The organism is Plasticicumulans lactativorans, assembly GCF_004341245.1.
GTDB lineage: Bacteria > Pseudomonadota > Gammaproteobacteria > Competibacterales > Competibacteraceae > Plasticicumulans_A > Plasticicumulans_A lactativorans.
In genome coordinates, this window is record NZ_SLWY01000008.1 from 24573 (window position 1) to 50706 (window position 26134).

The 26134-nt window shown below is 71.5% G+C and carries 26 protein-coding genes; 11 read left to right on the forward strand and 15 right to left on the reverse strand.

Annotated elements, in window-relative coordinates; all coding sequences use genetic code 11:
• Positions 1-22 precede the first annotated feature (22 nt).
• The 5 genes from gcvH to EV699_RS07980 form a co-directional block, all read right to left on the reverse strand.
• Entirely contained in the window at positions 23-403 is a 381-nt protein-coding gene (gene gcvH / locus EV699_RS07960; protein ID WP_132541201.1) for a glycine cleavage system protein GcvH, read from the reverse strand.
• A gap of 151 nt (positions 404-554) precedes the next feature.
• Entirely contained in the window at positions 555-1136 is a 582-nt protein-coding gene (locus tag EV699_RS07965) for a peroxidase-related enzyme (protein WP_132541204.1), read from the reverse strand.
• A gap of 58 nt (positions 1137-1194) precedes the next feature.
• Complete coding sequence (locus tag EV699_RS07970) at positions 1195-2853, reverse strand: ABC transporter permease (protein WP_132541207.1); 1659 nt, start codon at positions 2851-2853, stop codon at positions 1195-1197.
• 169 nt (positions 2854-3022) lie between these two features.
• A complete protein-coding gene (locus tag EV699_RS07975) occupies positions 3023-4024 on the reverse strand; it encodes an extracellular solute-binding protein (RefSeq protein ID WP_132541210.1) in 1002 nt (333 codons plus the stop codon).
• A 73-nt stretch (positions 4025-4097) separates the two neighbouring features.
• Complete coding sequence (locus EV699_RS07980; protein ID WP_132541213.1) at positions 4098-4616, reverse strand: metallophosphoesterase family protein; 519 nt, start codon at positions 4614-4616, stop codon at positions 4098-4100.
• A 204-nt stretch (positions 4617-4820) separates the two neighbouring features.
• Here EV699_RS07980 and EV699_RS07985 point away from each other — a divergent pair, with 204 nt between their 5' ends.
• The 4 genes from EV699_RS07985 to EV699_RS08000 all read left to right on the forward strand — a co-directional run bounded on the left by EV699_RS07985 (position 4821) and on the right by EV699_RS08000 (position 11593).
• A complete protein-coding gene (locus tag EV699_RS07985; protein WP_132541216.1) occupies positions 4821-7430 on the forward strand; it encodes a glycosyltransferase in 2610 nt (869 codons plus the stop codon).
• A gap of 106 nt (positions 7431-7536) precedes the next feature.
• On the forward strand, positions 7537-8721 hold the full coding sequence (locus EV699_RS07990) for a ChaN family lipoprotein (RefSeq protein ID WP_243662593.1): 1185 nt from the start codon (positions 7537-7539) through the stop codon (positions 8719-8721).
• Positions 8718-10697: a M1 family aminopeptidase gene (locus EV699_RS07995; protein WP_132541222.1), complete on the forward strand. Its 1980-nt coding sequence runs from the start codon at positions 8718-8720 to the stop codon at positions 10695-10697. Before EV699_RS07990 ends, EV699_RS07995 begins: the two co-directional genes overlap by 4 nt.
• A 44-nt stretch (positions 10698-10741) precedes the next feature.
• Complete coding sequence (locus EV699_RS08000; RefSeq protein ID WP_132541225.1) at positions 10742-11593, forward strand: 2-keto-4-pentenoate hydratase; 852 nt, start codon at positions 10742-10744, stop codon at positions 11591-11593.
• Between the two features lie 137 nt (positions 11594-11730).
• Here the strand turns inward: EV699_RS08000 and EV699_RS08005 are convergent, their stop codons facing one another.
• The 10 genes from EV699_RS08005 to EV699_RS08045 form a co-directional block, all read right to left on the reverse strand.
• Positions 11731-12666 (reverse strand): GNAT family N-acetyltransferase, encoded by a 936-nt coding sequence (locus tag EV699_RS08005; protein ID WP_243662594.1) that lies wholly within the window; start codon positions 12664-12666, stop codon positions 11731-11733.
• An 8-nt stretch (positions 12667-12674) separates the two neighbouring features.
• On the reverse strand, positions 12675-13631 hold the full coding sequence (locus EV699_RS08010; RefSeq protein ID WP_132541231.1) for a polysaccharide deacetylase family protein: 957 nt from the start codon (positions 13629-13631) through the stop codon (positions 12675-12677).
• Positions 13632-13637: 6 nt separating this feature from the next.
• A complete protein-coding gene (argB, locus tag EV699_RS08015) occupies positions 13638-14531 on the reverse strand; it encodes an acetylglutamate kinase (RefSeq protein WP_132541234.1) in 894 nt (297 codons plus the stop codon).
• A gap of 16 nt (positions 14532-14547) precedes the next feature.
• Complete coding sequence (locus EV699_RS08020) at positions 14548-15906, reverse strand: phosphomannomutase/phosphoglucomutase (protein ID WP_132541237.1); 1359 nt, start codon at positions 15904-15906, stop codon at positions 14548-14550.
• 50 nt (positions 15907-15956) lie between these two features.
• Positions 15957-16412, reverse strand: coding sequence for a dUTP diphosphatase (dut, locus tag EV699_RS08025; RefSeq protein ID WP_132541240.1), 456 nt, complete (start codon positions 16410-16412; stop codon positions 15957-15959).
• A 98-nt stretch (positions 16413-16510) separates the two neighbouring features.
• Positions 16511-17707 (reverse strand): bifunctional phosphopantothenoylcysteine decarboxylase/phosphopantothenate--cysteine ligase CoaBC, encoded by a 1197-nt coding sequence (gene coaBC / locus EV699_RS08030; protein WP_132541243.1) that lies wholly within the window; start codon positions 17705-17707, stop codon positions 16511-16513.
• Positions 17708-17738: 31 nt separating this feature from the next.
• Positions 17739-17864 (reverse strand): hypothetical protein, encoded by a 126-nt coding sequence (locus tag EV699_RS20430; protein WP_279389404.1) that lies wholly within the window; start codon positions 17862-17864, stop codon positions 17739-17741.
• A gap of 77 nt (positions 17865-17941) precedes the next feature.
• Positions 17942-18523, reverse strand: a complete 582-nt coding sequence (locus EV699_RS08035) for a DUF3501 family protein (RefSeq protein WP_132541246.1) — start codon at positions 18521-18523, stop codon at positions 17942-17944.
• A gap of 15 nt (positions 18524-18538) precedes the next feature.
• Positions 18539-19885, reverse strand: coding sequence for a (Fe-S)-binding protein (locus EV699_RS08040; RefSeq protein ID WP_132541249.1), 1347 nt, complete (start codon positions 19883-19885; stop codon positions 18539-18541).
• Between the two features lie 84 nt (positions 19886-19969).
• On the reverse strand, positions 19970-20389 hold the full coding sequence (locus tag EV699_RS08045; RefSeq protein WP_132541252.1) for a rubrerythrin family protein: 420 nt from the start codon (positions 20387-20389) through the stop codon (positions 19970-19972).
• Positions 20390-20572: 183 nt separating this feature from the next.
• Here EV699_RS08045 and radC point away from each other — a divergent pair, with 183 nt between their 5' ends.
• From radC to potB, 7 genes are all read left to right on the forward strand, one after another.
• Positions 20573-21247, forward strand: coding sequence for a RadC family protein (radC, locus tag EV699_RS08050; RefSeq protein WP_132541255.1), 675 nt, complete (start codon positions 20573-20575; stop codon positions 21245-21247).
• Positions 21248-21457: 210 nt separating this feature from the next.
• Positions 21458-21694, forward strand: a complete 237-nt coding sequence (gene rpmB / locus EV699_RS08055; RefSeq protein ID WP_132541258.1) for a 50S ribosomal protein L28 — start codon at positions 21458-21460, stop codon at positions 21692-21694.
• 18 nt (positions 21695-21712) lie between these two features.
• Entirely contained in the window at positions 21713-21868 is a 156-nt protein-coding gene (rpmG, locus tag EV699_RS08060; RefSeq protein WP_132541261.1) for a 50S ribosomal protein L33, read from the forward strand.
• Between the two features lie 144 nt (positions 21869-22012).
• The gene (locus tag EV699_RS08065; RefSeq protein ID WP_132541264.1) at positions 22013-23215 is read left to right on the forward strand and encodes an EAL and HDOD domain-containing protein; all 1203 of its coding nucleotides are present in this window, start codon (positions 22013-22015) and stop codon (positions 23213-23215) included.
• A 10-nt stretch (positions 23216-23225) separates the two neighbouring features.
• Positions 23226-24041 (forward strand): bifunctional DNA-formamidopyrimidine glycosylase/DNA-(apurinic or apyrimidinic site) lyase, encoded by an 816-nt coding sequence (gene mutM, locus EV699_RS08070; RefSeq protein ID WP_132541268.1) that lies wholly within the window; start codon positions 23226-23228, stop codon positions 24039-24041.
• Positions 24042-24166: 125 nt separating this feature from the next.
• Positions 24167-25276 carry a spermidine/putrescine ABC transporter ATP-binding protein PotA gene (potA, locus tag EV699_RS08075; protein ID WP_132541271.1) on the forward strand — a complete coding sequence of 370 codons (1110 nt, stop codon included), beginning with the start codon at positions 24167-24169 and terminating at the stop codon, positions 25274-25276.
• Entirely contained in the window at positions 25269-26129 is an 861-nt protein-coding gene (potB, locus tag EV699_RS08080) for a spermidine/putrescine ABC transporter permease PotB (RefSeq protein WP_132541274.1), read from the forward strand. Before potA ends, potB begins: the two co-directional genes overlap by 8 nt.
• Positions 26130-26134: the final 5 nt, after the last annotated feature.

Here is a 26134-nt window from a genome sequence, read left to right on the forward strand (position 1 = left end):
GGGGTGAGGATAGGCGGGAATTTCAGTCGGCGAGCGTCGCGGCGTAGGCCTCGGCGCTCAGCAGGCCGTCGACCCCGCCGCTCGGGCGCAGCCGGAACAGCCAGCCGGCGCCGTAGGGGTCCTGGTTGACCAGCTCGGGCTGGTCGGCGAGCTGTGCGTTGGCCTCGACGACCTCGCCGGCGATCGGCGCGTAGACGTCCGATGCCGCCTTCACCGATTCGACCACCGCACAGGCTTCGGCGGCCTCGACCTCGCGACCGGCCTCGGGCACCTCCACGTACACCAGATCGCCGAGGGCGGTCTGGGCGTGATCGGAGATGCCGACGGTGACGGTGCCGTCCTCCTCCTGGCGCACCCATTCGTGGGAACTCGCGTACAGGAGGTCGCTGGGGATGTTGCTCATGGGCGCTACTCTCGGCTGGGAGACCGCCCCGCGGCGGGGCTCGGGAAGGGTTCTGACGACGGGCGTGAACGGCGCGGCGCGGTGGCGCCGACGTGGCCGCGACTATAACGGCGCCCGCTCGACGCTGCCAAGGCGCGGGCCGACGGCGCGCTCACGGCGCCTTCGGCACCCGCCCGAGCAGGTAGAACTCGGGGTTGGGGCGCATGCCGGTGACGCCGACCAGGCGGTTCGACAGCGCGAAGAAGGCGGCGATCGCGCCGATGTCCCAGATGTCCTCGTCGGTGAAGCCGTGCGCGCGCAGCGGCGCGAAGTCGGCCGCCTCGACCGCGTTGGCGTCGCCCGCCACGCGCAGCGCGAAGTCGAGCATCGCGCGCTGGCGCGGGGTGATGTCGGCGCGGGTGTGGTTGATCGCGACCTGATCGGCGAGGTACGGGTTCTTCGCGTAGAGGCGCAGCAGCGCGCCGTGCGCGATCACGCAGTATTCGCAGTCGTTGGCGGCGCTGGTCGCCACCACGATCATCTCGCGTTCGGCCTTGCTGAGGCCGCCGTCCTTCTCCATCAGCGCGTCGTGGTAGGCGAAGAAGGCGCGGAACTCCGCGGGCCGGTGCGCGAGCACCAGGAACACGTTGGGGATGAAGCCGGCCTTCGCGGCGACGGCCTCGATGCGCTCGCGCACGTCGGCGGGCAGTTCGGCGAGCGCGGGTACGGGGAAGCGGCTGATGGCGTCGTTCACGGCGGGCCTCCGGGGCGCGGGCGGGCGAGGGGCAGCATAGTCCGGCGCGCCGGCGGCTTCACGTGCCCGACTTGCGCAGCAACTGGATCACCGGCAGCAGACCGACGGCGACCAGCGCCAGCGCCGGCAGCGCGGCGCGCTGCCATTCGCCCTCGGAGGTCAGCTCGAAGATGCGCACCGCGAGGGTGTCCCAGCCGAACGGCCGCAGCATCAGCGTCGCCGGCTGCTCCTTCATCACGTCGACCAGCACCAGCAGCGCGGCGCTGAACACGCCGGGGCGCAGCAGCGGCAGGTAGACGCGCGCGAACACCTCGCGGCTGCCGGCGCCGAGGCCGCGTGCGGCCTCGATCAGGCTCGGGCGGATGCGTTCGAGGCCGCTGTCGACCGGCCCGTAGGCGACGGCGAGGAAGCGCACCAGATAGGCGAGCAGCAGCGCCCACACGCTGCCGCGCAGCAGCGCCTGCGCCGGCAGCCCGAAGGCGTCGAGCAGCAGCGCGAAGCGGCCGTCGATCCAGGTGAAGCCGACCATGATCCCCACCGCGAGCACGCTGCCCGGCAGCGCGTAGCCGAGCGTCGCGCAGCGCACCGCCGCCGCCGCGGTGGCACGATCCGGCAGGCGCCGGTGCGCGTAGGCGAGCACCAGCGCGCCGGCGACGGTGAGCAGCGCGGCGCTGGCGCCGAGCAGCAGCGTGTGCCACAGCAGCGCCAGGTAGCGGGCGTCGAAGTCGAGCGCGCCGTGGCTCCACGCCCACACCAGCAACTGCCCGAGCGGCAGCACGAAGGCGAGCCCCAGCACCGTGGCGCAGTACGCGCTCGCCGCGCACGCCCGCGCCCCGCGCAGCGCGAAGCCGTCGTCGCGCGCCGGCCGGCCGCCGCCGTGGTAGCGGGCGCGGCTGCGCGCGCGGCGCTCGCCGAACAGGCCGACGAGGACGATCAGCAGCAGCACCGAGGCGAGCTGGGTCGCCACCGGCAGGTTGAACAGGCCGAACCACGCCTTGTAGATCGCCGTGGTGAAGGTGTCGACGTTGAAGGTGGCGACGGTGCCGAAGTCGGCGAGCGTCTCCATCAGCACCAGCGCCACGCCGGCGGCGATCGCCGGGCGCGCACCGGGGATCGCCACCCGCAGGCACGCGGCGAGCGGCGAGCAGCCGAGCACGCGCGCGGCCTCGAGCGGCGCGCGCCCCTGGCCGATGAAGGCCGCGCGCGCCAGCATGTACACGTAGGGGTAGAACGCCAGCGTCAGCACCCCGATCACCCCGCCCAGCGAGCGGATCGGCGGCAGCCACTGCCCCGGCCCGAGCCAGGCGCGCAGCGCCCCCTGCAGCGGCCCGCTGAAGTCGAGCAGCCCGATCGCGATCACCGCCAGCACGTAGGCCGGGATCGCCAGCGGCAGCATCAGCGCCCACTCGAACACGCGCCGGCCGGGGAAGCGGCACATCACCACCAGCCAGGCGAGGCTCACGCCGAGCAGCGCGCTGCCGCTGCCGACGCCCAGCACCAGCAGTGCGGTGTTGGCGAGCAACTCCCACAGCACGGTGTCGGCGAGGTGGCGCCACAGCGCCGCGTCGGGCCGCAGCCAGCCGCCGAGGATCACGCCGATCGGCACCAGCGTGCCCAGCGCGAGCAGCCAGGTCGCGGCGCGCAGGCCGTGATGGCCGCGGCGATGCGGCGGCGCGGCGCGGGCGACGACGGCGGACGGCATGGCGGAATCGCTCATCGCGGCTTCATGGCGGCGGCTCCCGGCGGCCCGCCACCGCGGGCGCCGAACGAAAAAGGGCGGCGCCACGGCGCCGCCGAAGTCGAGGTGGAGAGAGGTCGCCGTGCCTGCCTGCCAGCCCGCACGGCGTCGCAACGCCGTCGTCCGCGGCGGCGCTTATCGCCCTCGATCAGCGATAACCGGCACGGTCCATCAGCATCACGGCCTTGGCCTGCAGGCGGCCGGCCTCGGAGACGTTGATGTCGTCGTGCTTGAAGTCGCCCCAGGCGGCGACCGCCGGATCGGCGGCGACCTTGGGATTGGCCGGGAACTCCATGTTGACGCCGGCGAACATGCCCTGCGCCTCGGGGCCGGACAGCCATTCGAGCAGCTTCACCGCCGCCGCGCGGTGCGGCGCATGCTGGGTCACACCGGCGCCGGAGACGTTGACGTGCACGCCGCTGCCCTGCTGGTTGGGCCAGAAGATCGCCGCGGCGAGTTCGGGCTTGTCCTTCTTCAGCCGGCCGAAGTAGTAGGTGTTGACGACGGTGACGTCGCACTGCCCGGCGGCGACCGCGAGGATGGCCTGGTCGTCGCTCGCGAACGGCGGCGCGGCGAGGTTGGCGACCCAGCCCTGCACGACCTTCTCGGTGGCGGCCTCGCCGTCGCGGGCGATCATCGTCGCCACCAGCGACTGGTTGTAGACCTTCTTCGAGGTGCGCAGGCACAGCCGCCCCTTCCACTCCGGCGCGGCCAGCGCCTCGTAGGTCGACAGGCTCTCCGGCTTCACCTTGGTCGGGTTGTAGACGAGGGTGCGGGCGCGCACCGACAGGCCGAACCACTGCCCGGCGGGATCGCGCAGGTGCGCGGGGATGTTGGCCTTCAGCGCCGGCGAGTCGACCTTGGCCAGCACGCCCTCGTTGGCGGCCTGCCAGAGGTTGCCGGCATCGACGGTCATCAGGATGTCGGCCGGCGTCGCCGCGCCCTCGGCCTTGAGCTTTTCGAGCAGCGGGCCTTCCTTGTCGGTGACGTAGCTGATCTTCACGCCGGTCCTGGCGGTGTAGGCATCGAACAGCGGCTTGATGAGTTGCTCGTTGCGGGCCGAATAGACCACCACCTCGTCGGCGGCCAGCGCGGACCCGGCGCAGGCGAGCGCGAGGACGGCGGCGAGGGATCGGATGGCTGTGCGCATCGGGGGTCGACTCCTGCGGTGACGAGATAGCTTACAAACGATAAGCATTCTCAATCGATAAGACAAGCCACCCTCAGCACGCCCAGGCGTCGGCACTGACGCGGTGCGCCTGCACGTCCCAGCCGTCGGGCCGCGCCTCGAGCAGCAGGCACGAAGGACCGCCGTAGGTCCGCGCGCGGCCGGCGGCGCCCGGGTTCAGCAGCCAGGGCGTGCCGGCAGTGTCGACCAGCAGGCGGTGGCTGTGGCCGTAGACGATCGCGCGCGCCTCCGGGAAGCGCCGGCGCAGCCAGGCGTGGCGGCCGGGGGCCGCCGCGGCATCGCCGTGGCACACCGCGAGCACCCCGCCGGGCAGCGGGCATTCGAGCTGCACGGGCAGCGTCGCCGGCAGCGCCGCCTCACCCGGCGGCCACTGCGCCGGGGTGTCGTTGTTGCCGCGCACGGCGACGACGCGGGCGCCGCCGGCCGCGAGCGCGGCGAGCACCGCCGCCGCGCCGACGTCGCCGCCGTGTACCACCAGGTCGACCTCGCCGGCGAGGCGCGCGATGGCCGCGGCGAGGCGGCCGTGGGTGTCGGCGACGATCAGCACCCGCACCGCCGCCCTCCCCCGGCGCGGCGCGACACCGCCGGCGCACCGCCGCGCGCTCGACAGTCTCGCCGGGGCGCACCTAAAATCCGACGGTCAACCGCGGCCCCCGTGGCCGTGCCGCGGCTCCCGCAGCCGCCACCGCCCGCAGCACCCCGGCACCGGAGCCACCGGCCAGCCGTTCCCGAACCCGCCGCCGCGAGAACCCGCGACATGCGCAGACACGGTTTCCTCATCGTCATCCTCGTGATCCTGGTCAATGTCGGCATCTGGTGGGTGTTCAACCGGCCCACGCCGGCCGAGCCCTGGGCCGGCACCATCAACGGCTTCTCGTACTCGCCCTACGGGCGCGACGACAACCCGCTGCAGAGCCGCTATCCGAGCCGTGAGTCGATCGACCGCGACCTCGCGATCATCGCCCAGCACGCGCGCAGCGTGCGCACGTACTCGTCGGTCGACGGCCTCGAGGTCATCCCCGAGCTGGCGCAGAAGTACGGCCTGCACGTCACCCTCGGTGCCTGGCTCGACCAGCGCAGCGACTACAACCGCCGCGAGATCGAGAGCCTGGTGCACCTCGCCAACACCTACCCCGGCGTCGTCAACCGCGTGGTGGTCGGCAACGAGGCCATCCTGCGCGCCGACCTGACCATCAAGGAGCTCGCGCAGTACCTGCGGCAGGTGCGCCGCGAGGTCAAGGTGCCGGTGTCGACCGCCGAGCCGTGGCACGTCTGGCTGCGCTTCCCGGACCTGGTGAAGGAGGTCGACTTCATCGCCGTGCAGCTGCTGCCGTACTGGGAGAAGGTGCCGTTCGAGCAGTCGGTCGAGTACGTCATGCGCCGCTACAACGAGCTGCGCAAGGCCTACCCGGACAAGCCGATCCTGATCTCCGAGGTCGGCTGGCCGAGCGAGGGCAACCGCGTCGGCCCGGCCTACCCGAGCCTGACCAACGAGGCGCGCTTCATCCGCCGCTTCCTCAACACCGCGGCCGACGAGAACCTCGACTACTTCGTCATGGAGGCCTTCGACCAGCCGTGGAAGAAGGCCATCGAAGGCACGGTCGGCGCCTACTGGGGGGTGTGGAACGCCGAGCGCGAGCCGAAATTCCCGATGGAGGGCGCGGTCGTCGAAGACGCCTCCTGGGACCGCCAGGCACTGATCGCGGCCCTGGTGGCGCTGCTGCCGATGCTGCTGTTCGCCTGGCGCTTCAACGACCTGCACCTCAAGGGCAAGCTCTTCTTCGCGACGCTGATCCAGGTCAGCGCCTCGCTGCTGGTGTGGACGATCTTCATCCCCACGCACCTGTACCTGACCAACACCGGCCTGGTGATGCTCGGCATCCTGCTGCCGGCGCAGCTCGGGCTGCTGATGGTGGCGCTGATCAACGGCTTCGAGTTCACCGAGGTGCTGTGGAAGCGCGACTGGAAGCGCGCCTTCAAGCCGCTCGAACGCCCGGCCGGGCCGCGCGAGTGGCCGATGGTGAGCCTGCACCTGGCCTGCTACAACGAGCCGCCGGAGCTGGTCATCGAGACCCTCGACCGCCTCGCCGCGCTCGACTACCCGAACTTCGAGGTGCTGGTGATCGACAACAACACCCCGAGCGAGGCGGTGTGGCGCCCGCTCGAAGCGCACTGCGAGAAGCTCGGCCCGCGCTTCCGCTTCATGCACCTGAAGCCGTGGTTCGGCTTCAAGGCCGGCGCGCTCAACTTCGGGCTCAAGCGCACGCACCCGGCGGCGAAGATCGTCGGCGTGATCGACGCCGACTACCTGGTCGAACCCGACTGGCTGCGCAGCCTGGTGCCCTACTTCGACGAGCCCAGGGTCGGCTTCGTGCAGGCGCCGCAGGACCACCGCGACTGGGAGCAGGACCGCTTCACCGAATGGTGCAACTGGGAGTACGCCGGCTTCTTCAACATCGGCATGGTGCACCGCAACGAGCGCGATGCGATCATCCAGCACGGCACCATGACGCTGATCCGCAAGGCGGCGATCGACGAGTCCGGCCCGTGGGCCGAGTGGTGCATCTGCGAGGACTCCGAACTCGGCCTGCGGGTGATGGAGGAGGGCTACCAGGCGGTGTACGTCAACCACGCCTTCGGCAAGGGCGTCGCGCCCGACACCTTCGGCGCCTACAAGGGCCAGCGCTTCCGCTGGGCCTACGGCGCGGTGCAGATCCTCAAGCGCTACTGGCACTGGATGCTGCCGAAGGCACTCGGCGGCACCGGGCGCCTGACCCCGGCGCAGAAGTTCCACTTCGTCACCGGCTGGCTGCCGTGGTTCGCCGACGCGCTGCACCTGGTGTTCACGCTCGCCGCGCTGGTGTGGTCGGTGGGCCTGCTGGTGCTGCCGCAGTACTTCGAGTTCCCGCTGGCGGTGTTCCTGTTCCCGACCCTCGGCATGTTCGCGTTCAAGATCACGCACAGCTTCGTGCTGTACTCGGCGCGCGTGCCCTGCTCGCTCGGCCAGCGCATCGGCGCGGCGATCGCCGGCATGGGACTGACCCACGCCATCGCCCGCGCGATCTTCGCCGGGCTGTTCACCAAGGGCCGCGCCTTCCTGCGCACGCCCAAGGGCGAGAACAAGGCCGCGCTGGTGCGCGGCCTGCTGATGGCGCGCGAGGAGGGGCTGATCCTGCTGGCGCTGTGGTCCGCCGCCTTCGGCGTGGCCTTCGAGTACGGCCTGCACGTGCGCGAGGTGTGGTTCTGGGCGGTGATCCTGGTGGTGCAGTCGATCCCCTACCTGGCCTCGGTGATCCACTCCACGTCGAGCTCGCTGCCCGGCGGCAACCGCGCCCCGCTGCACCCGGCCGCGCTCGCCACCGACTGAGGCCGCCGCGGTGTCGGTCGGTGCTCCGCCTGCGTTACGCTTGCGACCCGCCGGTCCCCCGACCGGCACGGGTACGCTCCCGCCCGACCGCCCGCCGAGGATGTCCGTGAAGCCGCGCCACCACCTGCATCACCGTACCTGCGCCGGCCTCGCGCTCGGCGCCCTGCTGCTGGCCGCCGGCGCGCACGCCGCGGCCCCCTGCGTACCGGTCGGGCGCTGGGCGCGCCCGACCGACGGCGCCCCCGAAGCCCTCGACAGCGGCCCCTGGCTCACCGAACTCGCGCAGTCCGGCATCGTCCTGCTCGGCGAGCGCCACGACAGCGCCGAGCAGCACCGCTGGCAGTTGCAGACGCTCGCCGCGCTCGCCGCGCAGCAGCCGCGGATGACGATCGGCCTGGAGATGGTGCCGCGGCGGCTGCAGTCCGTGCTCGACCGCTGGGTGGCCGGCGAGCTCGGCGAGGCGCAGTTCCTCGACGCCGTCGAGTGGGACACGATCTGGGGCTTCGACCCGGCGCTGTACCTGCCGATCCTGCATTTCGCGCGCATGAACCGCATCCCGCTGCTCGCGCTCAACGTCGACCGGGCCCTGGTGTCGCGGGTCTCCGAATCCGGCTGGGACGCCATCCCCGAGGAGGCGCGTGAGGGCATCGGCGACCCGGAGCCGGCGAGCACGGCCTACCTCGCCTTCCTGCGCGGCAAGCACGCCCGCCACAACCGCGCCGACGACGAGCGCGCCGACGAGACGCGCTTCGAGCGCTTCGTGCAGAGCCAGCTGCTGTGGGACCGCGCGATGGCCGAACGCATCGCCGAGGTGGCCCAGCGCGACGACGCCCCGCTGCTGGTGGTGCTGAGCGGCAGCGGCCACCTGGTGTACGGCTACGGCATCCCGCACCAGCTCGCCGCGCTCGGCGCGCCGCGCGCCCGCGTGCTGCTGCCGTATTCCGCGGAGCCCTGCAGCGAGCTCGTGCCCGGCTACGCCGACGCGGTGTTCGGGCTCGATCCGGTCGCCGAGCGCGACGCGCCGGCCCCCGCCACGCTCGGCGTGCTGCTCGCCGCCGAGGACGGCGGCGTGCGCATCGAGCGCGTATTCGACAACAGCGTCGCCGACGCCGCCGCGCTGCGCCCCGGCGACATCGTCCGTGAACTCGCCGGGCGCGAGGTGCACAGCGTGGCCGACGTGGTGGCGAGCGTGCGCCGCCAGCCGCCGGGCACCTGGCTGCCGATCGTCGTCGAACGCCGCGGCAAGACGCGGCTGGTGCTGGCGAAGTTCCCCCCCGAGCCGGAACCGTGAGCGCCGCGCGGGCGCGCGGCCTGGCCGCCGCCCTCGCGCTGTTCGCCGCCCCCGCGCTCGCCGCGGGCCCGCAACTCGCGCTGCGGCTGCGCCTGGACCCGGCCGGCGGCTGGCTCGACGGCGACGCCGAACTCGCCCCACCCCCCGTCGACGGCGTCCTGCTCGGTGCCGCCGCCGAGCCGCTCGCCACGCCCGCCTGGCGTCGCGCCGGCGAGGCCGACGGCCGCGTGCGCTGGCTGCCCGCCGACGCGGCCGCCCGCGCCGGCCACCTGCGCTACCGCCTGCACCTGCCGGCCCCACCCGCCGCGGTCGACCCGCGCGCGCCGCTCGCCGGCCCGGCCGCCTTCGCCGCTCCCGCGGGCAGCCTGCTGACGCCCGCCGCCGACTGGTTCCCGCGCACCGATGCCGCGCTCGCCGACTACCAGGTCACGCTCGAACTGCCGCCCGACCAGCGCGGCCTGGTGCCCGGGCGCCTGCTCGACGAGCACGCCGACGCCGCCGGCTACCGCGCGCGCTTCGCCGCCGAAGGCGACGCCGAGGCGCTGACCCTGTTCGCCGGCCCCTGGCAGGTCGGCGAGACCCTCGCCGCCGCCGGCCCCGGCGCCCCGCTGCGCATCCGCACCTACTTCGGCGCCGCCCTCGCCGACCTCGCCCCCGCCTACCGCGAGGCGGTCGCCGGCTACGTCGCCCGCTATGCGGCGGCGATCGGCCCGCACGCCCACGCCGGCTTCAGTGTGGTCGAGTGCCCGCTGCCGGCGGGTTTCGCGCTGCCCGGCGTGACCTGCATCGGCCCGACGGTGCTGCGCCTGCCGTTCATCCGCGCGACCTCGCTCGGCCACGAGGTGCTGCACGAGTGGTGGGGCAACGGCGTGCGCGTCGACCCGCGCCGCGGCAACTGGAGCGAAGGCCTGACGACCTTCATGGCCGACTACGCCTACCGCGAGGAGGCCGGCGCCGCGGCGGCGCTGGCGGCGCGGCTGCAGTGGCTGCGCGACCTCGCCGCGCTGCCGGCGGCGGCCGACGTGCCGCTCGAAGCCTTCCGCGCCCGCCACGACACCGCCACGCAGAGCGTCGGCTACGCCAAGACCGCCTACGTGTTCTTCATGCTGCGCGAACGCCTCGGCGAGGCCGCCTTCGGCGCCGGGCTGCGCCGCTTCTACGCCGACTGGCGCGGTCGCGCCGCAGGCTGGGACGACCTGCGCGCCGCGCTCGAGGCCGCCTCCGGCAGCGACCTGCGCGAGGCCCTCGAACCCTGGCTGACGCGCCCGGGACTGCCGGCGCCGACGCTCGCCGACGCCCGTGCCGAGCCCGTCGCCGACGGCTGGCGCCTCGCGCTGACGCTGCGCCAGCCGGCCCCGCCGTGGCCGCTGCGCCTGCCGCTCGGCGTCGACACCGACGCCGGCACGCAGACCGTAACGGTCGATGTCGCCGACACCGAGCGGCAGGTGGTGCTGACGCTGCCGGCGCGGCCCCGGCGCCTGACGCTCGACCCCGAGCTGCGCGTGGCGCGCCGGCTCGGCGCCGACGAACTGCCGCCGATCGTGCGCGACCTGCAGGTGGCGGCGGCCCCCGCGCTGCAGCTCACCGATCCCGCGCTCGGCGCCGCGGCGCAGGCGCTCGCCGCCGCGCTGTTCGACCAGCCGCTGCGCCTGGCCGACGCCGCGGCGCCGCCCGGCGCACTGGCGCTGGTCGGCACGCCGGCGACGCTCGCCGCGCCACTCGCCGCGCTCGGCGTCGCCCGTCCCGCGGCGCTGCCGGCGCCGGCCGACGCCGAAGCCTGGACCGCGCGGCGCGACGACGGCAGCCCGCTGCTGGTGGTCGCCGTGCGCGACGCCGCGGCCCTCGCCGCGCTCGCCGGCAAGCTGCCGCATTACGGCGGCGCGAGCTGGCTCACGCTCGAGCACGGGCGCGTCGGCGCGCACGGCACCTGGCCGGCGACGCTGCGCAGCCTCACTGTCGACACCGCCGCGCGCTAGGTTCGCGCCGGCCACCGCCGCCCCGACCCGGAGACTCCACCCCGATGCGCCTCGCCCTCGCCTGCCTGCTCGCCGCGCTCGCCAGCGCCCCGGCCCACGCCGACTGCCCGCCCGATGCACGCATCGACGCCCTCGCCGCCGCCTGGGAGAGCCGCACGCCGGCAGCCGGCTACGGCCCGGCGCTGACGCTGGAGGACGCCGAATGCGCCCGCGACCGCCTGGTCGAGCGCCTCATGCGCACCCAGGGGCGGATCGTCGGCTACAAGGCCGGACTCACCAACCCGGCGGTGCAGGCGCGCTTCGGCCACCCGGCGCCGATCCGCGGCGTGCTGCTCGAACGCATGCTGCTCGCCGACGGCGCCGAGGTGCCGGCCGCCTACGGCGCACGCCCGGTGTACGAGGCCGACCTGCTGGTGGAGGTGAAGGACGAGGGCATCAACACCGCGCGCACCCCGCAGGAGGTGCTCGAGCACGTCGCCGCGGTGATCCCGTTCATCGAGCTGGCCGACCTGGTGCTGGCGCCCGAGGTGGCGCCGAGCGGCCCGGCCCTGGTGGCGATCAACGCCGGCGCGCGGCTCGGCGTGCTGGGCGCGCGCCTGCCGGTGGACGACGCCGCGCGGCTCGCCGGGCAGCTCGGCGCGATGGAGGTGGTGCTGACCGATGCCGACGGCAGCGAGCGTGCCCGCGGGCCGGGCACGGCGATCCTCGGCCACCCGCTGAACGCCGTGATCTGGCTCGCGCAGGACCTCGCCCGCCACGGCGATCGCCTGCGCACGGGCGATCTGCTGAGCCTCGGTTCGTTCACCCCGCTGACCCCGCCCAGCCCCGGGCGCGGCGTGCGCGTGCGCTACGTCGGCCTGCCCGGCGAGCCGGCGGTGTCGGTGAACTTCCGGTAGTGCCGCGTGACAGGGGGTTCTGGATCCGCCGTCAGCTAGTGGATCAGCGCGGAACGGTCCGGCGGCATAAAACTGCTGTCCAGGTGCCCGCGGCGCCTGCCCCGGAAACCGGAGCAGTCAAAGAACCCCCTGAGGACTCACCCACGGCCTCGGCGCAGCAGGCGTTTGACTTTCCCCTTGAGGCCATAGCGCTCAAGGAGATGCGCAATCCGGGTCCCTGCGCTGTTGCAGGCACGATGCGCATATACGAGGGCCCGCAGTCGCAGGGTATCGCGCAGTACGTATACATCGGCACAGATCGCGCTGCCGGTGGCAAACAGACGCTTGTGGGCGCCATCACCTTCGGTGAAATCGAACAACCGAAAGCGTCCTTCGGCAAAGAGGCTTTCGAGCGCCAGCCACTGCAATACCGTACCTGGCGAACGCTCCGCCCATTCCGGATCGTAACCGAGATATTCATATCGTAATACGCCATTATCCACCGGACAGTACAGGTAGGCGACAGGCTCTCCTTGTGCTAGCAGCAAAAAAGCCCGCACCGCATCACGGCCGGCACGGGCGCGCATTTCGGCGAGAAACGCTTCGCCCGTGGGCAGACCGGCGCCAAGGTCGCGTTCCTGGTACGTCTTGACTGAAACTTCGCGTGCGAACGAGTAAAAGGCATCGAGTTCATCGGGCGTGCGATACGTGCGCCAGTCGAGGCTACCGCCTGTCGCCTTCGCGAAAGACTTCACCTTACGATTCAGGGTCGAGCGCGTTTTGGCCGAAAAGGCCGCCTGATAAGCCGCAAAACCCATGGTCAGATCAATGTAGTGACGCAGGTAGTGCTGCGCGACATAGGTGATGCGCCCTCCCCGGCGTTCGAATAATGGCGGTGGACTGGTGACAGGGAGGGAGCGCAGGAGCATGCCGTCGCTGCCGGGCGGCAAGGTGGTTTCGTGCAGACAGCCTTCCGCCGGGCCAGCCAGCGCCGCGCACAAGTCGAACGATTTGACTGCCAAGGACAGGGGATGGGTGTATAATGTGCGCTCGGCCAGCCGGAAACGAAGCGGTAGAATGCAGGTCGATACCATGCTTGTATTCATCGAATGAGTCGACGCATCGCTTGCTCGGCCATGCGAAGCGCAGTGTAATGCAGCGGCACACGCAAGGCTTGTGGCTGAAGATTGTTGGTATGCGGCACGAGGCCATGGAAACCGCGAACCTGAAAGCGTTCGGGATGACGCGCGAGATGGCCGCACAGCCGCTCGAAGCGGCGCACTACCACGGGATCACGGCGAGTGCGGGCACCGTTCATCAACTCGACACCGTGCGAGACGATGACGAAATCACGCCACCCCGCATCATGCGCGGCATCGAGAGCCGCGAGCAATTCGCGCGTCGAACAGGCAGTCAATTGCGTACTGCGGCCACGGCCGGGCAACGTCTCGAACGAGGACACCGGATACTCGTACACGCCTTCGACCAACAACGGTTGACGCAACACCGTGCCGGATGCAACACCCGAGGCCGCGGCCTCCAGATGCGGGTTGTAACTGGTGTCGAACGTCAGGCCATTGGCGGCAAGTGCGCGGAGCGTATCGAGGTTGAAACCATAGCTGCCGGCACGAAAGGCATTGATGCCGTTCACGCCCGCCTGCGCCATGAGTCGAAGACCCGTAGCAATCAGTGCGGTCTGCTCGGTACAGGTGAATTCGCGCATGAAGCGCCGCCTGGACTTGGCGGCAGGCCAGAGTGGCGGCCGCGCCTCATCGACCCATTCCGTATGCATGTGCAACTGTACTTCATGTCCGAAAGCCCGGATCAGCCCCACCAGTTCGGCGAGCGGCTCGATGCCGAAGCGCAGTGCAAACAGCGGTTCAACGAAGAACACGCCGACGAGTCCGAACGCCTGTAGGATGCGCAGCGTCAACGGCAGCGCCGCGTCGCCGTCAGGGCCATAGACATAACGCCGGAAAGCGCCGGGAAAGTCCGCTTCGAGGTTTTGCCACCCCGGACACCAGATCTCAGTGTCAACCGTAAAAAAGACATTGAGCACGTGGTGTCAGCCTCGGATCAGCGTACCGATACCCTCATCCGTGAAGAGTTCGACCAATACGGAATGCGGCACGCGGCCGTCGAGGATCAGCGCGGTCCTGACGCCGCCGCGCACCGCGTCGAGCGCGCAGCGCACCTTGGGCAGCATGCCGCCGTAAATGGTGCCGTCGGCGATCAGTTCGTCGACCTGGCGCGCGCTCAGGCCCGTCAGCAGACGTCCGCTCTTGTCGAGGATGCCCGAGGTGTTGGTGAGCAGCATGAACTTCTCGGCGCGCAGGGCCTCGGCGACCTTGCCGGCGACGGTGTCGGCGTTGATGTTGTAGGCGCGACCGTCGGGGCCGACGCCGGTCGGCGCGATCACCGGGATGAAGTCGCCCTGGATCAGCATCTGGATCACCGAGGCGTCGATCGAGGCCACCTCGCCGACGTGGCCGAGGTCGATGATCTCCGGCACGTCCATCTCCGGGGTCTTGCGGCTGTATTCCAGCTTGCGCGCGCGGATCAGCTCGGCGTCCTTGCCGGTCAGGCCCACGGCCTTGCCGCCGTGGGTGTTGATCAGGCTGACGATCTGCTTGTTGACGAGGCCGCCGAGGACCATCTCGACCACGTCCATGGTCTCGGCGTCGGTGACGCGCAGGCCGTCGACGAAGCGGCTCTCCTTGCCGAGCGCCTTCAGCAGCGAGCCGATCTGCGGGCCGCCACCGTGCACCACGACGGGGTTGATGCCGACGGTCTTCATCAGCACCACGTCGCGCGCGAAGCTCGACTGGACGTCCTCGCTCTCCATCGCGTTGCCGCCGAACTTGATGACGATGGTGCGCCCGACGTAGCGCTGAATGTAGGGCAGAGCTTCGGTCAGGACGTGGGCGACGTTGGTCGCCGCATCGGCGGTCAGGGCCATGGGATCACCTAAGGCATCAGAACGGCAGGGTCAGGTCGGGAGCGAACGTGAGCAGGGCCTGGCGTAGCCGCTGCTGTATTTTCATTAAGGTATCAAGATCCTCCGCCTCGAATCTGAAAACAAGTTGTGCGGCGGTGTTGGAGGCGCGCACCAGGGCCCAACCGGCGGGCCATTCGAGGCGCAGGCCGTCGAGCGTGAGCGCGTGCGCATCGGGGAACGCCGCGGCCGCCGCGAGCCGCGCCACCAGCGCCGCGGGGTCGGCGCAGTCGGCGCGCAGTTCGGGCGTGGCGAGCCCGGTCGGGTAGGCGGCGAACAGCGCGCTCGCCGTCCGGCCGTCGCGCGCCAGCAGGCGCGCGAGCCGCAGCCCGGCGTAGAGCGCGTCGTCGCCACCGCACCAGTCGCGAAAGCACAGGTGGCCGCTGTACTCGCCGGCGAGCGGGGCGTCGAGCTCGGCGCGCCGCGCCTTGGTCAGGCTGTGGCCGGTCTTCCACGGCTCGGGGCGCCCGCCGCGGGCGCGGACCAGGCGTTCGAGCGCGCGCGAGCACTTGACGTCGAAGACGATCGGCGCGCCCGGCTCGGTGGCGAGGATCTCGTCGGCGAACGCCATCAGCACGCGGTCGGGCCAGACGATCGTGCCGTCCTCGCACACCACGCCGAGGCGGTCGCCGTCGCCGTCGAAGGCGAGCCCCAGGTCGGCGCCGGCGCTGCGCACCGTGGCCTGCAGGTCGGCCAGGTTCGCCGGCACCAGCGGATCGGGGTGGTGGTGAGGGAAGCTGCCGTCGACCTCGCAGTAGAGCTCGATCACCTCGGCGCCGGCGCGGCGCAGCGCCGCCGGCGCGGTGCGCCCGGCGATGCCGTTGCCGGCGTCGACGACGACGCGCAGCGGCCGGGCGAGGCGGCCGATCGTCGCGTCGAGGCGCGCGAAGTAGTCGGGCAGCGGATCGAACGGCTGCTCGCGCCCGCGCCCGGCGACGAAGTCGCGCGCCGTCAGGCGCGACCACAGCGCCTGCACGCCCTCGCCGTGGATCGCCGCACCGTCGAGCAGCACCTTGAAGCCGTTGTCGGCGGGCGGGTTGTGGCTGCCGGTCACGATCACCGCGGCACGCGTCGGCAGCGCCTGCAGCGCGACCTGCACCACCGGCGTCGGCACGGGGCCGAGATCGAACACGTCGAGCCCGGTCGCCATCAGCCCCTCGCGCAGCGCCGTGGCGAGGCTCGGGCTCGAGCGCCGGCCATCGCGCCCGACCGCGATCGCGCCTTCGCCGCGCGCGCCGGCCTCGCTGCCGATGGCCTGGCCGAGGTCGTAGGCGAAGGCCGCGTTCAGCTCCCCGCCGACGCGGCCGCGGATGTCATAGGCACGAAACAGGTGGCGCATGGTTCAACGACCTCGCACGGGTGCGGCAAGAGCGCGGGGGGCCGGCACCGTCAGTGCCGCCCGGAGTGGCCGAAGCCGCCGGCGCCGCGGACGCTGTCGACGAACTGCTCGACGATCTCGAAGCGCGCGTGCAGCACCGGCACGATGACCATCTGCGCGATGCGCTCGCCGACCTCGATCGTGAACGGCGCCTCGCCGCGGTTCCACAGCGACACGAACACCTGGCCCTGGTAGTCGGCGTCGATCAGCCCGGTCAGGTTGCCGAGCACGATGCCGTGCTTGTGGCCGAGGCCGGAGCGCGGCAGCAGCACCGCGGCGAGGCCGCGGTCGGCGATGTGCATGGCGAAGCCGGTGGGGATCAGCGCGGTGGCGCCGGGCGCCAGCACCAGCGGCGCCTCCAGCGCGGCGCGCAGGTCCATGCCGGCGGAGCCGTCGGTGGCGTAGCCCGGCAGCGGGATGGACGCGCCCAGGCGCGGGTCGAGGATCTTCAACTGGATGGCGTGCATGCGGACTTCCGGCAAGGGCGCGCCCGGCCCCCGCCCACCGGGCCACCGTCGCGCGGCGCGGATTGTAACGGCCGCCGCGGCGCGCGCCACGGCGACGCTCACGCCGCGGCGTAGCGCTCGGCGATCAGTGCGACCAGCGCGCGGGCGAGCTCGCGCTTGTCGGCGAGCGGCAGTTCGCGGCTGCCACCCTCCCACAGCACGTGCAGCGCGTTGTCGTCGGCCTCGAAGCCCTTGCCGGCGCCGACGTGGTTGGCGCAGATCAGGTCGAGGCGCTTGCGCCGGCGCTTGTCCTCGGCGTAGGCGAGCACGTCGTGGGTCTCGGCGGCGAAACCGACGCAGAACGGCCGCCCGCTCGTGAGCGCGGCGACGTCGGCGAGGATGTCGGGGTTGCGCACCAGATCGAGGGTGAGCGTCTCGGCGGACTTCTTCATCTTGCGTTCGGCGGGTGCGGCGGCGCGGTAGTCGGCCACCGCCGCGGTGGCGACGAAGATGTCGTGCGCCGGCGCGCGGGCGAGCACGGCGGCGTGCATCTCGGCGGCGCTCTCGACGTCGATGCGGGCCACGCCGGCGGGCGTCGGCAGCGTCACCGGCCCCGCCACCAGCGTGACCTCGGCGCCGGCGGCGGCGGCGGCGGCGGCGATCGCGAAGCCCTGCTTGCCGGTCGAGCGGTTGGTGATGAAGCGCACCGGGTCGAGCGGCTCGCGCGTGGGGCCGGCGCTGATCAGCACGCGGCGCCCGGCGAGCACGCCGTCGGCGAAGAAGGCCGCGGCATGCGCGCGCAGCTCGAGCGCTTCTAGCATGCGCCCGGCGCCGACCTCGCCGCAGGCCTGCTCGCCGGCCGCCGGCCCCCACACCCGCACGCCGCGCGCGGCGAGCGTGGCGACGTTGACCTGCGTGGCGGGATGGGCCCACATCAGGCGGTTCATCGCCGGCGCGACGGCGAGCGGGCGGTCGCTGGCGAGGCAGAGCGTGGCGAGCAGGTCGTCGGCGAAGCCGTGCGCGAGCCGGGCGAGGAAGTCCGCCGAGGCCGGCGCGATCAGGATCAGCTCGGCCCAGCGGGCGAGCTCGATGTGCCCCATGCCGGCCTCGGCGGCCGGATCGAGCAGGTCCACCCGCACCGGACGGCCGCTCACCGCCTGCAGCGTCAGCGGGGTGATGAAGGTGGTGGCCGCGGGCGTCATCACCACCTGCACGTCGGCGCCGGCCTCCTTCAGCCGGCGCGCCAGGTCGGCGCTCTTGTACGCGGCGATGCCGCCGGTGATGCCGAGCAGGATGCGGCGTTGGGCGAGGGACATGGACGGACTCCGGCGTGGGCCTCGGCGCACTTTAGCCGGATCGCCCCGCGCCGTCGCCGGCGCCCAGCACGATGTCGTCCAGCGCCTGCGCCGGTGCCGCGACGGCCAGCGCGAGGGCAAACAAGGGCCAGCGGCCCCCTGCCAGGCAATGGCTCATGCGCACGCTCCCGTTTCCATGTCCCCGCAACGGGCACAGCGCAGTCGACCGCTTCGCGCCGCGCCGGCGCGGCGGCGTCAGTCCAGATCGGCGAGCAGCGCCGTGCGCGTGGCTTCGCCGAGGCGCAGGGCATGCCGGTAGTGGTCGTGATCGATGCCGAGCTCGACCGCCGCCCCGGCGCGCAGGGCGGCGAGCGTGCCGGCATCGAACTCGAAGCGCACGAAATGCACCGAGGCGGTCTTGTCGGCACGCTCGCGCTCGAGGTCCTCGTCGGCGATCGCCCAGACCCGCGCGCAGCCCGCCGCCTGCACCCACACGCGGTCCTCGATGCCGATCAGGCGCCCGAGCGCCTGCCGGCGCTCCTCCGGGTCGGGGTATTCGAGCATGAAGGTCGCCTTCCAGTTGCGCCCGTCGGGGATCAGCGGGTTGTAGGCCGACAGCTCCTCGGCGATGCCACCGGCCTCGAAGATGCGCTCGATGCGCAGCATCTCCTGCACCTGGTACTGGATGGTCAGGCGGTCCTCGAAGTACAGCGTCGCGTGCGGCCCGACGGCGACCTGCCGGGCCTTCTTGTGGGCCAGCACACGGGCGCGGAACTCGGGGCGCAGCTCGGCGTAGCGCTCGAGGCTGAACAGGTCCGCACGGGTGAGGGGCTTCATCGGGGGTGACCTCCGCTAGATGCCGTAGGCCTTGCGCAGCAGGCTCATCGGGTGTTCGGGGTGACGGCCGTCGTCGAGACCGTTGGCGATCTGGTGCCCGGCCATCGGGCAGTCGCTGCCGAAATGGTCGGCCTGCGCCTGCGCGACGCGGTTGAACACCGGCTTGCCGATCTTCATCGACGCCGCGTGGTACTCGCTCTTGATCGCGTAGGTGCCGTTGTGGCCCGAGCAGCGCTCGATGGTTTCGAGCGTGGTGCCGGGAATCAGCGCGAGCAGGTCGCGGCTCTTCAGCCCCAGGTTCTGCACCCGCAGGTGGCAGGGCACGTGATAGGCGACCTTGCCGAGCGGCTGCTTGAAGTCGGTCTTGAGCCGCCCTTCGCGGTGGCGCAGCCAGAGGTACTCGAAGGGATCGAAGATGTGCCGGGCGACGCGCGCGACCTCGGGGTCGTCGGGGAACATCAGCGGCAGCTCCTGCTTGAACATCAGCACGCACGAGGGCACCGGTGCGACCACGTCCCAGCCGAGGTCGATCAGCCGGATCAGCTGCGGGATGTTGACCTTCTTCATCTCGGCCACGGCGTCGAGGTTGCCGAGTTCGAGCTTGGGCATGCCGCAGCAGCGCTCGCGCTCGGCGAGGGTCACCGGGATGCCGTTGTGCTCGAACACCGCGACGAGATCCTCGCCGATGTGCGGCTCGTTGCGGTTGACGTAGCAGGTGCTGAACAGCGCCACGCGCCCCTGGGTGCGGCCGGCCTCCTGGCCGCGCGCCTGGTTGCCGCGCCGGCGCTTCAGGCGCCGGCGCAGCGGCCTGGCGGTGAACGGCGGCAGCGGCGCCTCGGGGTCGATGCCGACGAGCGTGTCCAGCGCCTTGCGCGCGAGGCGGTTGCCGTTGACCGCGTTGACCACGCCGGCGACCACCGGGATGCCGGCGAGGCTGCCGACCACCTCGGTGGAGGTCAGCACCCGGTCGCGCAGCGGCAGCCCGCCCTGCCGGTAGCGCACCGCCTTGGCCCGCAGCATCAGGTGCGGGAAGTCGATGTTCCATCCGTGCGGCGGCACGTACGGGCACTTGGTCATGAAGCACAGGTCGCAGAGATAGCAGTGCTCGGCGACCTTCCAGTAATCGGCCTTGGCGACGCCGTCGATCTCCATCGTCGCGGAGTTGTCGACCAGGTCGAACAGCGTCGGGAAGGCATTGCAGAGGCTGACGCAGCGTCGACAGCCGTGGCAGATGTCGAAGACCCGCTCCATCTCCGTCAGCAGGGCCTTTTCGTCGTAGAACGCGGGGTTCTGCCAGTCGAGGGGGTGTCGCGTGGGGGCCTCGAGGCTGCCTTCCCGGATCGGTCGCGCGGTGTCGGACATGGAACCCCCTGGGTGCCTGCGTCGGATGAGCGGGAGATGGCGGGAACCGGGGGCGGCCGGGCGCGCCGGCCGCCCCCCGCCCGGTCAGGAGCCGAGGGTGTCGAGCGCCTTCTGGAAGCGGTTGGCATGCGAACGCTCGGCCTTGGCGAGCGTTTCGAACCAGTCGGCGATCTCGTCGAAGCCCTCGTCGCGCGCGGACTTCGCCATGCCGGGGTACATGTCGGTGTATTCGTGGGTTTCGCCGGCGATCGCGGCCTTCAGGTTGTCGCCGGTGGGGCCGATCGGCAGCCCGGTCGCCGGGTCGCCGACCGCTTCGAGGTATTCGAGGTGGCCGTGCGCGTGACCGGTCTCGCCCTCGGCGGTGGAGCGGAACACCGCGGCGACATCGTTGTAGCCCTCGACGTCGGCCTTGGCGGCGAAGTACAGGTAACGGCGGTTGGCCTGTGACTCGCCCGCGAAGGCGGCCTTCAGGTTGTCTTCGGTCTGGCTTCCCTTGAGTTGCATGGACCTTTACCTCTCTCGTCTCGTTGCTCTTCGGCTTGGAGCTCGCCGTCCGCGACGACGGCGGGATGCCCGTGCGAGCACCGCCTAGACTGTAGACGGCGTTTTTGGCCATGCCATTTGAAAGTTCTATGGGCGCCATAGCCTGCGCCTAACGGACCTGCTGCACGCAGGGAGGGGATCAGGATGTCGATCAAGGACTGGCCGGCGGACGAGCGGCCGCGGGAGAAACTGCTCGCCCGCGGCGCGGGCGCCCTCTCCGACGCCGAACTGCTCGCGATCTTCCTGCGCACCGGCATTCCCGGGAAGTCCGCCGTCGCGCTCGCGCGCGAACTGCTGTCGGGCTTCGGCGGCCTGCGCCCGCTGCTCGAAGCCGAGCTCGCCACCTTCTGCACCGGCGCCGGGCTCGGCCCCGCCAAGTACGTGCAGTTGCAGGCGGTGATGGAGATGGCCCGGCGGGTGCTCGAAGCCACCCTCGCCCGCGGCGACGCGCTGACCAGCGCCGCGCACACCCGCACCTACCTGACGGCGAAGCTGCGCCACCACCCGCACGAGGTGTTCGCCTGCCTGTTCCTCGACAACCGCCACCGCGTGATCGCCTTCGAGGAGCTCTTCTTCGGCACCATCGACAGCACCTCGGTGCATCCGCGGCAGATCGTGCGCCGTGCGCTGCACCACAACGCCGCCGCGCTGATCCTCGCCCACAACCATCCCTCGGGGGTCGCCGAACCGAGCCGCGCCGACGAGCACATCACGCAACGCCTGCGCGAGGCGCTGGCCCTGATCGACGTGCGCGTGCTCGACCATTTCGTGATCGGCGACGGCGAGGCGGTGTCCTTCGCCGAACGCGGCCTGCTGTGAGGGCCGCGGGCCGCCGCCGTGCGCTTGCCTGCCCCCGGGGGCTCTGCTATAAAGCGCAGCTCTTTGTCCCGGCCCCCCGGCGCCTTGCCGTGGGGCGCGCCGCGACCGAACACCCCGGGCGCTGTGAGGCACGAGCCGGAGCCGGCCCGCCCGCATCGTCCACGCACCTGCGCACCGGCGGGTGACGAAATCGCTACGGAGGTTTTCCCGATGTCCAGAGTGTGTCAGGTGACGGGCAAGGGCCCGACCACCGGTAACAACGTCTCCCACGCCAACAACAAGACGCGGCGCCGGTTCCTGCCGAACCTGCACACGCATCGCTTCTGGGTGGAGAGTGAGCAGCGCTTCGTCAGCCTGCGTGTGTCCTCCGCCGGCATGCGCACCATCGACAAGCGTGGCATCGACGTCGTGCTGGCCGAACTGCGCGCCCGCGGCGAGAACGTCTGATCCCGGAGAGCCGCCAGCATGCGCGACAAGATCAAGCTGATTTCGACGGCCGGTACCGGCCACTTCTACACCACCACGAAGAACAAGCGGACGATGCCCGAGAAGCTCGAACTGAAGAAGTTCGACCCGGTCGTACGCCAGCACGTGGTCTACAAGGAAGCCAAGATCAAGTGAGCCGCCCCGGGCGCCACGCCGAAAAACCCGCTGCGGCGGGTTTTTTGTTGCGCGCCGCGCACCGGCGGCGATGCCTTGCATGCGCCGCCGCCGCCGCCGCATGATCCGGTCTCGCGTCGTCGTGTGGCGGCGCCGGGACATCCCATGCACCACATCTATCTCGGGCGCCAGCCGATCTACAACCGCAAGCTCGCGCTGGAAGCCTTCGAGTTGCTCTACCGCAAGAACGACGCCGATGGCAGCGCGCCGGCCGACGACGCCGCCGGCGCCTCGCGCGCGATCCTCAGCGCGCTGACCGAGGTCGGCCTGCCGAACCTGGTCGACACCCGCCTCGCCTTCATCCGCATCGCACCGCGCTTCGTGCTCGACGGCGGCCTCGACAGCGTGCAGCACGCCCAACTCGTGCTCGGCATCGCCGCCGACACCGCGCCCGACCCCGCGCTGCTGCCGCTGTTGCAGCGCCTGCGCGCGCAGGGCCGGCGCTTCGCGCTCGACCCCTACACCGACAGCCCCGGGAGCCGCACGCTGCTCGGGGTCGCCGACTTCGTGAAGCTCGACATCGCCGCCCTCCCTGAGGCCGAGCTGCGCCAGCTCGCCCCGCAGCTCAGCGCGGCGGGGGTGCGCCTGATGGGCGGGCGGATCGAGAACCGCAGCGCGCTCGAACTCTGCCAGGGACTCGGCTTCCACTACCTCCAGGGGTATTTCTTCTCGCAGCCCAAGCTGCTGCGATTTCGCACGATCGCGACGCATCAGGCCGCGATCCTGCGCCTCATCGGCGTGCTCAACGATCCCCAGTCGAGCATCCGCGAGGTCGAGGAGCTGGTCTCGCAGGACGTCTCGCTCAGCTACAAGCTGCTGCGGCACATCAATTCGGCCTACTTCAACCTGCCCAACCGCGTCGACTCGATCCGCCGCGCGGTGATCCTGCTCGGCTTCAACCAGATCAAGTCGTGGGCGACGCTGATCTCGCTCGCCAACCTCGACGCCGCGCGCAGCGACCTCACCAACACCGCGCTGGTGCGCGCCTACATGTGCGAGGAACTGGCGCGCGCGACCGGTACCGGCCGCGCCGAGACGGCGTTCACCGTCGGCCTGCTCTCGGTGCTCGACTCGCTGACGCAGGCCCCGATCGAGCAGATCGTCGCCTCGCTGCCGCTCGCCGAGGACGTGGTCGCCGCCCTCACCACCCACAGCGGTCCCTTCGGCCGCCTGCTCGCCTGCACGCTGGCCTACGAGCGCGGCGACTGGGATGCGGTCGACGCCAGCGGCCTGCCCGGACCGCGCGTCGGCGAGGCCTACCTGGGCGCCCTCGCGCTGACCCACCGCGCCACCGCGCGCATGCGCTGAAGACGCCGCCGTGCCCGAACTGCCCGAGGTCGAGACCACCCGCCGCGGCATCGCGCCGCACCTGCTCGGGCGCCGGGTGCTCGACGTCGTCGTGCGCGAGCCGCGGCTGCGCTGGCCGGTGACCGCGGCGCTCGCCGAGGGCCTGTGCGGGCAGACGGTGACCGCGGTGACGCGCCGCGGCAAGTACCTGCTGCTCGGCAACGACCGCGGCCACGCGCTGCTGCACCTGGGCATGTCGGGGAGCCTGCGCATCCTCCCCGCCGACGCGCCGGTGGGACGCCATGACCATCTCGACCTGGTGCTGGAAGGCGGCCGCTGCCTGCGCCTCACCGACCCGCGCCGCTTCGGCGCGGCGCTGTGGGCCGGGCCGGCACCCTTCGAGCACCCGCTGCTGCGGGCACTCGGCCCCGAGCCCTTCGACGCGCGCTTCGATGCCGCCTACCTGCGCACGCAGGCGCAGGGGCGCCGTGCGGCGGTGAAGACGTTCATCATGGACAGCCACGTGGTGGTCGGCGTCGGCAACATCTACGCGAGCGAGGCGCTGTTCCTCGCCGGCATCCATCCGCAGCGCGCGGCCGGGCGGGTGTCGCACGAACGCTACGGCGCGCTGGTCGAGGCGATCCGCGAGGTGCTGACGCAGGCGATCGAGGCGGGCGGGACGACGCTGCGCGACTTCGTCGGCAGCGAGGGCAGACCGGGCTACTTCCGCCAGTCCCTGCGCGTGTACGAACGCGCCGGCGCGCCGTGCCGGCGCTGCGGCACGCCGCTGCGGGCGGTGCGCCTCGGGCAGCGTTCGAGCTACTACTGCCCGCATTGCCAGCGCTGAGCGGGGCGGCCCGGACGCCCCCCTTGCGCGCAAAGGTTTTGGTGTATGTTACGCGCACTTGCCGGCCGGGCTGTCAGGGCGCGCGGCCTCTCCGGCGTCGTTCCCTCCTCCCGGACCCCGCTGCAATGAGCGAATTCGTCATCGAAGTCAAGGGCGCCACCAAGACCTACGGCAAGAACACGGTCCTCCACGGCGTCGACCTGCAGGTCAGGCGCGGCGAGTTCCTGACCCTGCTCGGCCCCTCAGGGTGCGGCAAGACCACCATCCTGCGCCTGCTGGCCGGTTTCGAAACGCCGACCTCGGGGCAGGTGATCCTCGACGGCAAGGACGTCAGCCACGACCCGCCCGAGGAACGCCACGTCAACACGGTGTTCCAGAGCTACGCGCTGTTCCCGCACATGACGGTGTTCGACAACGTCGCCTTCGGCCCGCGCATCCAGGGCGTCAACGGCGCCGACCTCGAAGGCCGGGTGATGGAGGCGCTGCGCACCGTCAAGCTCGACAGCTTCGCGCAGCGCCGCCCCGACCAGCTCTCGGGCGGCCAGCAGCAGCGCGTGGCGATCGCCCGGGCGCTGGTCAACAAGCCGCTGGTGCTGCTGCTCGACGAGTCGCTGTCGGCGCTCGACTACAAGCTGCGCAAGGCGATGCAGATCGAGCTGAAGCAGTTGCAGCGCCAGCTCGGCATCACCTTCGTGTTCGTCACCCACGACCAGGAAGAAGCCCTGTCGATGTCGGACCGCGTGGTGGTGATGAACACCGGCACGATCCAGCAGATCGGCACCCCGCGCGAGGTCTACGAGACCCCGGCGAACCTGTTCGTGGCCAAGTTCGTCGGTGAAATCAACCTGCTGGAGGCCAGCGTCGCGGCGGTGCACGGCGACGGCCGCTACACCATCGACATCCACGGCCGGCGCTTCGAGCTCGGCGCCAGGCGCAGCTTCGCGGCGCAGCAGGCGGTCAACGTCCTGGTGCGCCCGGAGGACCTGCGCATCTGGCGCGCCGGCGAGCCGCGCGCCGAGGACGTCGCCCAGACCATCGAGGCGACGGTCGAGGAAGTGATCTACAAGGGCAGCACCGTCGACCTGATGGTCCGCCTCGCCACCGGCGAGGCGCTGTCGGCGACCCAGTTCTTCAACGAGGACGATCCGGTGTTCGGCAACCTCGACTACAAGCGCGGCGAGCGCGTCGAGGTCGACTGGGTTCCCGGCTGGGAGGTGATCCTGCCCCATGACTAGGAGCCGATCGAATCCGTTCCGGCGGGTGGCCACCGGCAGCATCTTCTGGTGGCTGTTCATCTTCGCGCTGATCCCCAACGCGATGGTGGTGATGGTCAGCTTCATGCCCCGCGGCGAAACCGAGTTCGTCGAACTCGGCCTGACGCTGGAGAGCTACGGCAAGCTGCTCGACCCGCTCTACCTGCAGGTGTTCTGGGAGTCGTTCTGGCTCGCCACGCTGACCACGCTGCTGTGCCTGGTGATCGGCTACCCGTTCGCCTACATCATCGGCCGCGCGCCCAGGCACCTGCGCCCGCTGCTGGTGCTGCTGGTGATCATCCCGTTCTGGACCAGCTCGCTGGTGCGCACCTACGCGATGATGATCCTGCTCGGCACCCAGGGCGTCATCAACACTGCGCTGATCGCGCTCGGGCTGATCACGGAGCCGCTCGAACTGCTGTTCACGCCGGGCGCCGTGGTCGCCGGCCTGGTGTACACGCTGCTGCCGTTCATGGTGCTGCCGCTGTACGCCTCGATCGAGAAGCTCGACGTCCGGCTGATCGAGGCCGCGCGCGACCTCGGCGCGCGCAAGCTCACGACCTTCCGCAAGGTGATCATCCCGCTGACGATGCCGGGCATCGTCGCCGGCTGCATGCTGGTGTTCCTGCCCGGGCTCGGCATGTATTACGTGTCGGACATCCTCGGCGGCGCCAAGACCACGCTGATCGGCAACCTGATCCAGCGCCAGTTCCTGTCGGCGCGCGACTGGCCCTTCGGCTCGGCGCTGTCGGTGACGCTCACGCTGACGATGGCGCTGATGCTCTGGGCCTACGTGGTCGCCGCCCGGCGGGCGGCGCAGAAGGTGGAGGCCTGAGCGAG

Bases quoted from the DNA above. Each gene is read 5' to 3' on its own strand.
- EV699_RS07975 (WP_132541210.1), bottom strand. From the start codon at position 4,024: ATGCGCACAGCCATCCGATCCCTCGCCGCCGTCCTCGCGCTCGCCTGC.
- EV699_RS08045 (WP_132541252.1), bottom strand. From the start codon at position 20,389: ATGCAACTCAAGGGAAGCCAGACCGAAGACAACCTGAAGGCCGCCTTC.
- EV699_RS20430 (WP_279389404.1), bottom strand. From the start codon at position 17,864: ATGAGCCATTGCCTGGCAGGGGGCCGCTGGCCCTTGTTTGCCCTCGCG.
- potB (WP_132541274.1), top strand. From the start codon at position 25,269: ATGACTAGGAGCCGATCGAATCCGTTCCGGCGGGTGGCCACCGGCAGC.
- EV699_RS08005 (WP_243662594.1), bottom strand. From the start codon at position 12,666: ATGGTATCGACCTGCATTCTACCGCTTCGTTTCCGGCTGGCCGAGCGC.
- dut (WP_132541240.1), bottom strand. From the start codon at position 16,412: ATGCACGCCATCCAGTTGAAGATCCTCGACCCGCGCCTGGGCGCGTCC.
- potA (WP_132541271.1), top strand. From the start codon at position 24,167: ATGAGCGAATTCGTCATCGAAGTCAAGGGCGCCACCAAGACCTACGGC.
- EV699_RS08040 (WP_132541249.1), bottom strand. From the start codon at position 19,885: ATGTCCGACACCGCGCGACCGATCCGGGAAGGCAGCCTCGAGGCCCCC.
- coaBC (WP_132541243.1), bottom strand. From the start codon at position 17,707: ATGTCCCTCGCCCAACGCCGCATCCTGCTCGGCATCACCGGCGGCATC.
- radC (WP_132541255.1), top strand. From the start codon at position 20,573: ATGTCGATCAAGGACTGGCCGGCGGACGAGCGGCCGCGGGAGAAACTG.
- EV699_RS08035 (WP_132541246.1), bottom strand. From the start codon at position 18,523: ATGAAGCCCCTCACCCGTGCGGACCTGTTCAGCCTCGAGCGCTACGCC.
- EV699_RS07985 (WP_132541216.1), top strand. From the start codon at position 4,821: ATGCGCAGACACGGTTTCCTCATCGTCATCCTCGTGATCCTGGTCAAT.
- EV699_RS07970 (WP_132541207.1), bottom strand. From the start codon at position 2,853: ATGAGCGATTCCGCCATGCCGTCCGCCGTCGTCGCCCGCGCCGCGCCG.
- rpmB (WP_132541258.1), top strand. From the start codon at position 21,458: ATGTCCAGAGTGTGTCAGGTGACGGGCAAGGGCCCGACCACCGGTAAC.
- rpmG (WP_132541261.1), top strand. From the start codon at position 21,713: ATGCGCGACAAGATCAAGCTGATTTCGACGGCCGGTACCGGCCACTTC.
- argB (WP_132541234.1), bottom strand. From the start codon at position 14,531: ATGGCCCTGACCGCCGATGCGGCGACCAACGTCGCCCACGTCCTGACC.
- gcvH (WP_132541201.1), bottom strand. From the start codon at position 403: ATGAGCAACATCCCCAGCGACCTCCTGTACGCGAGTTCCCACGAATGG.
- EV699_RS08065 (WP_132541264.1), top strand. From the start codon at position 22,013: ATGCACCACATCTATCTCGGGCGCCAGCCGATCTACAACCGCAAGCTC.
- EV699_RS08020 (WP_132541237.1), bottom strand. From the start codon at position 15,906: ATGCGCCACCTGTTTCGTGCCTATGACATCCGCGGCCGCGTCGGCGGG.
- EV699_RS08000 (WP_132541225.1), top strand. From the start codon at position 10,742: ATGCGCCTCGCCCTCGCCTGCCTGCTCGCCGCGCTCGCCAGCGCCCCG.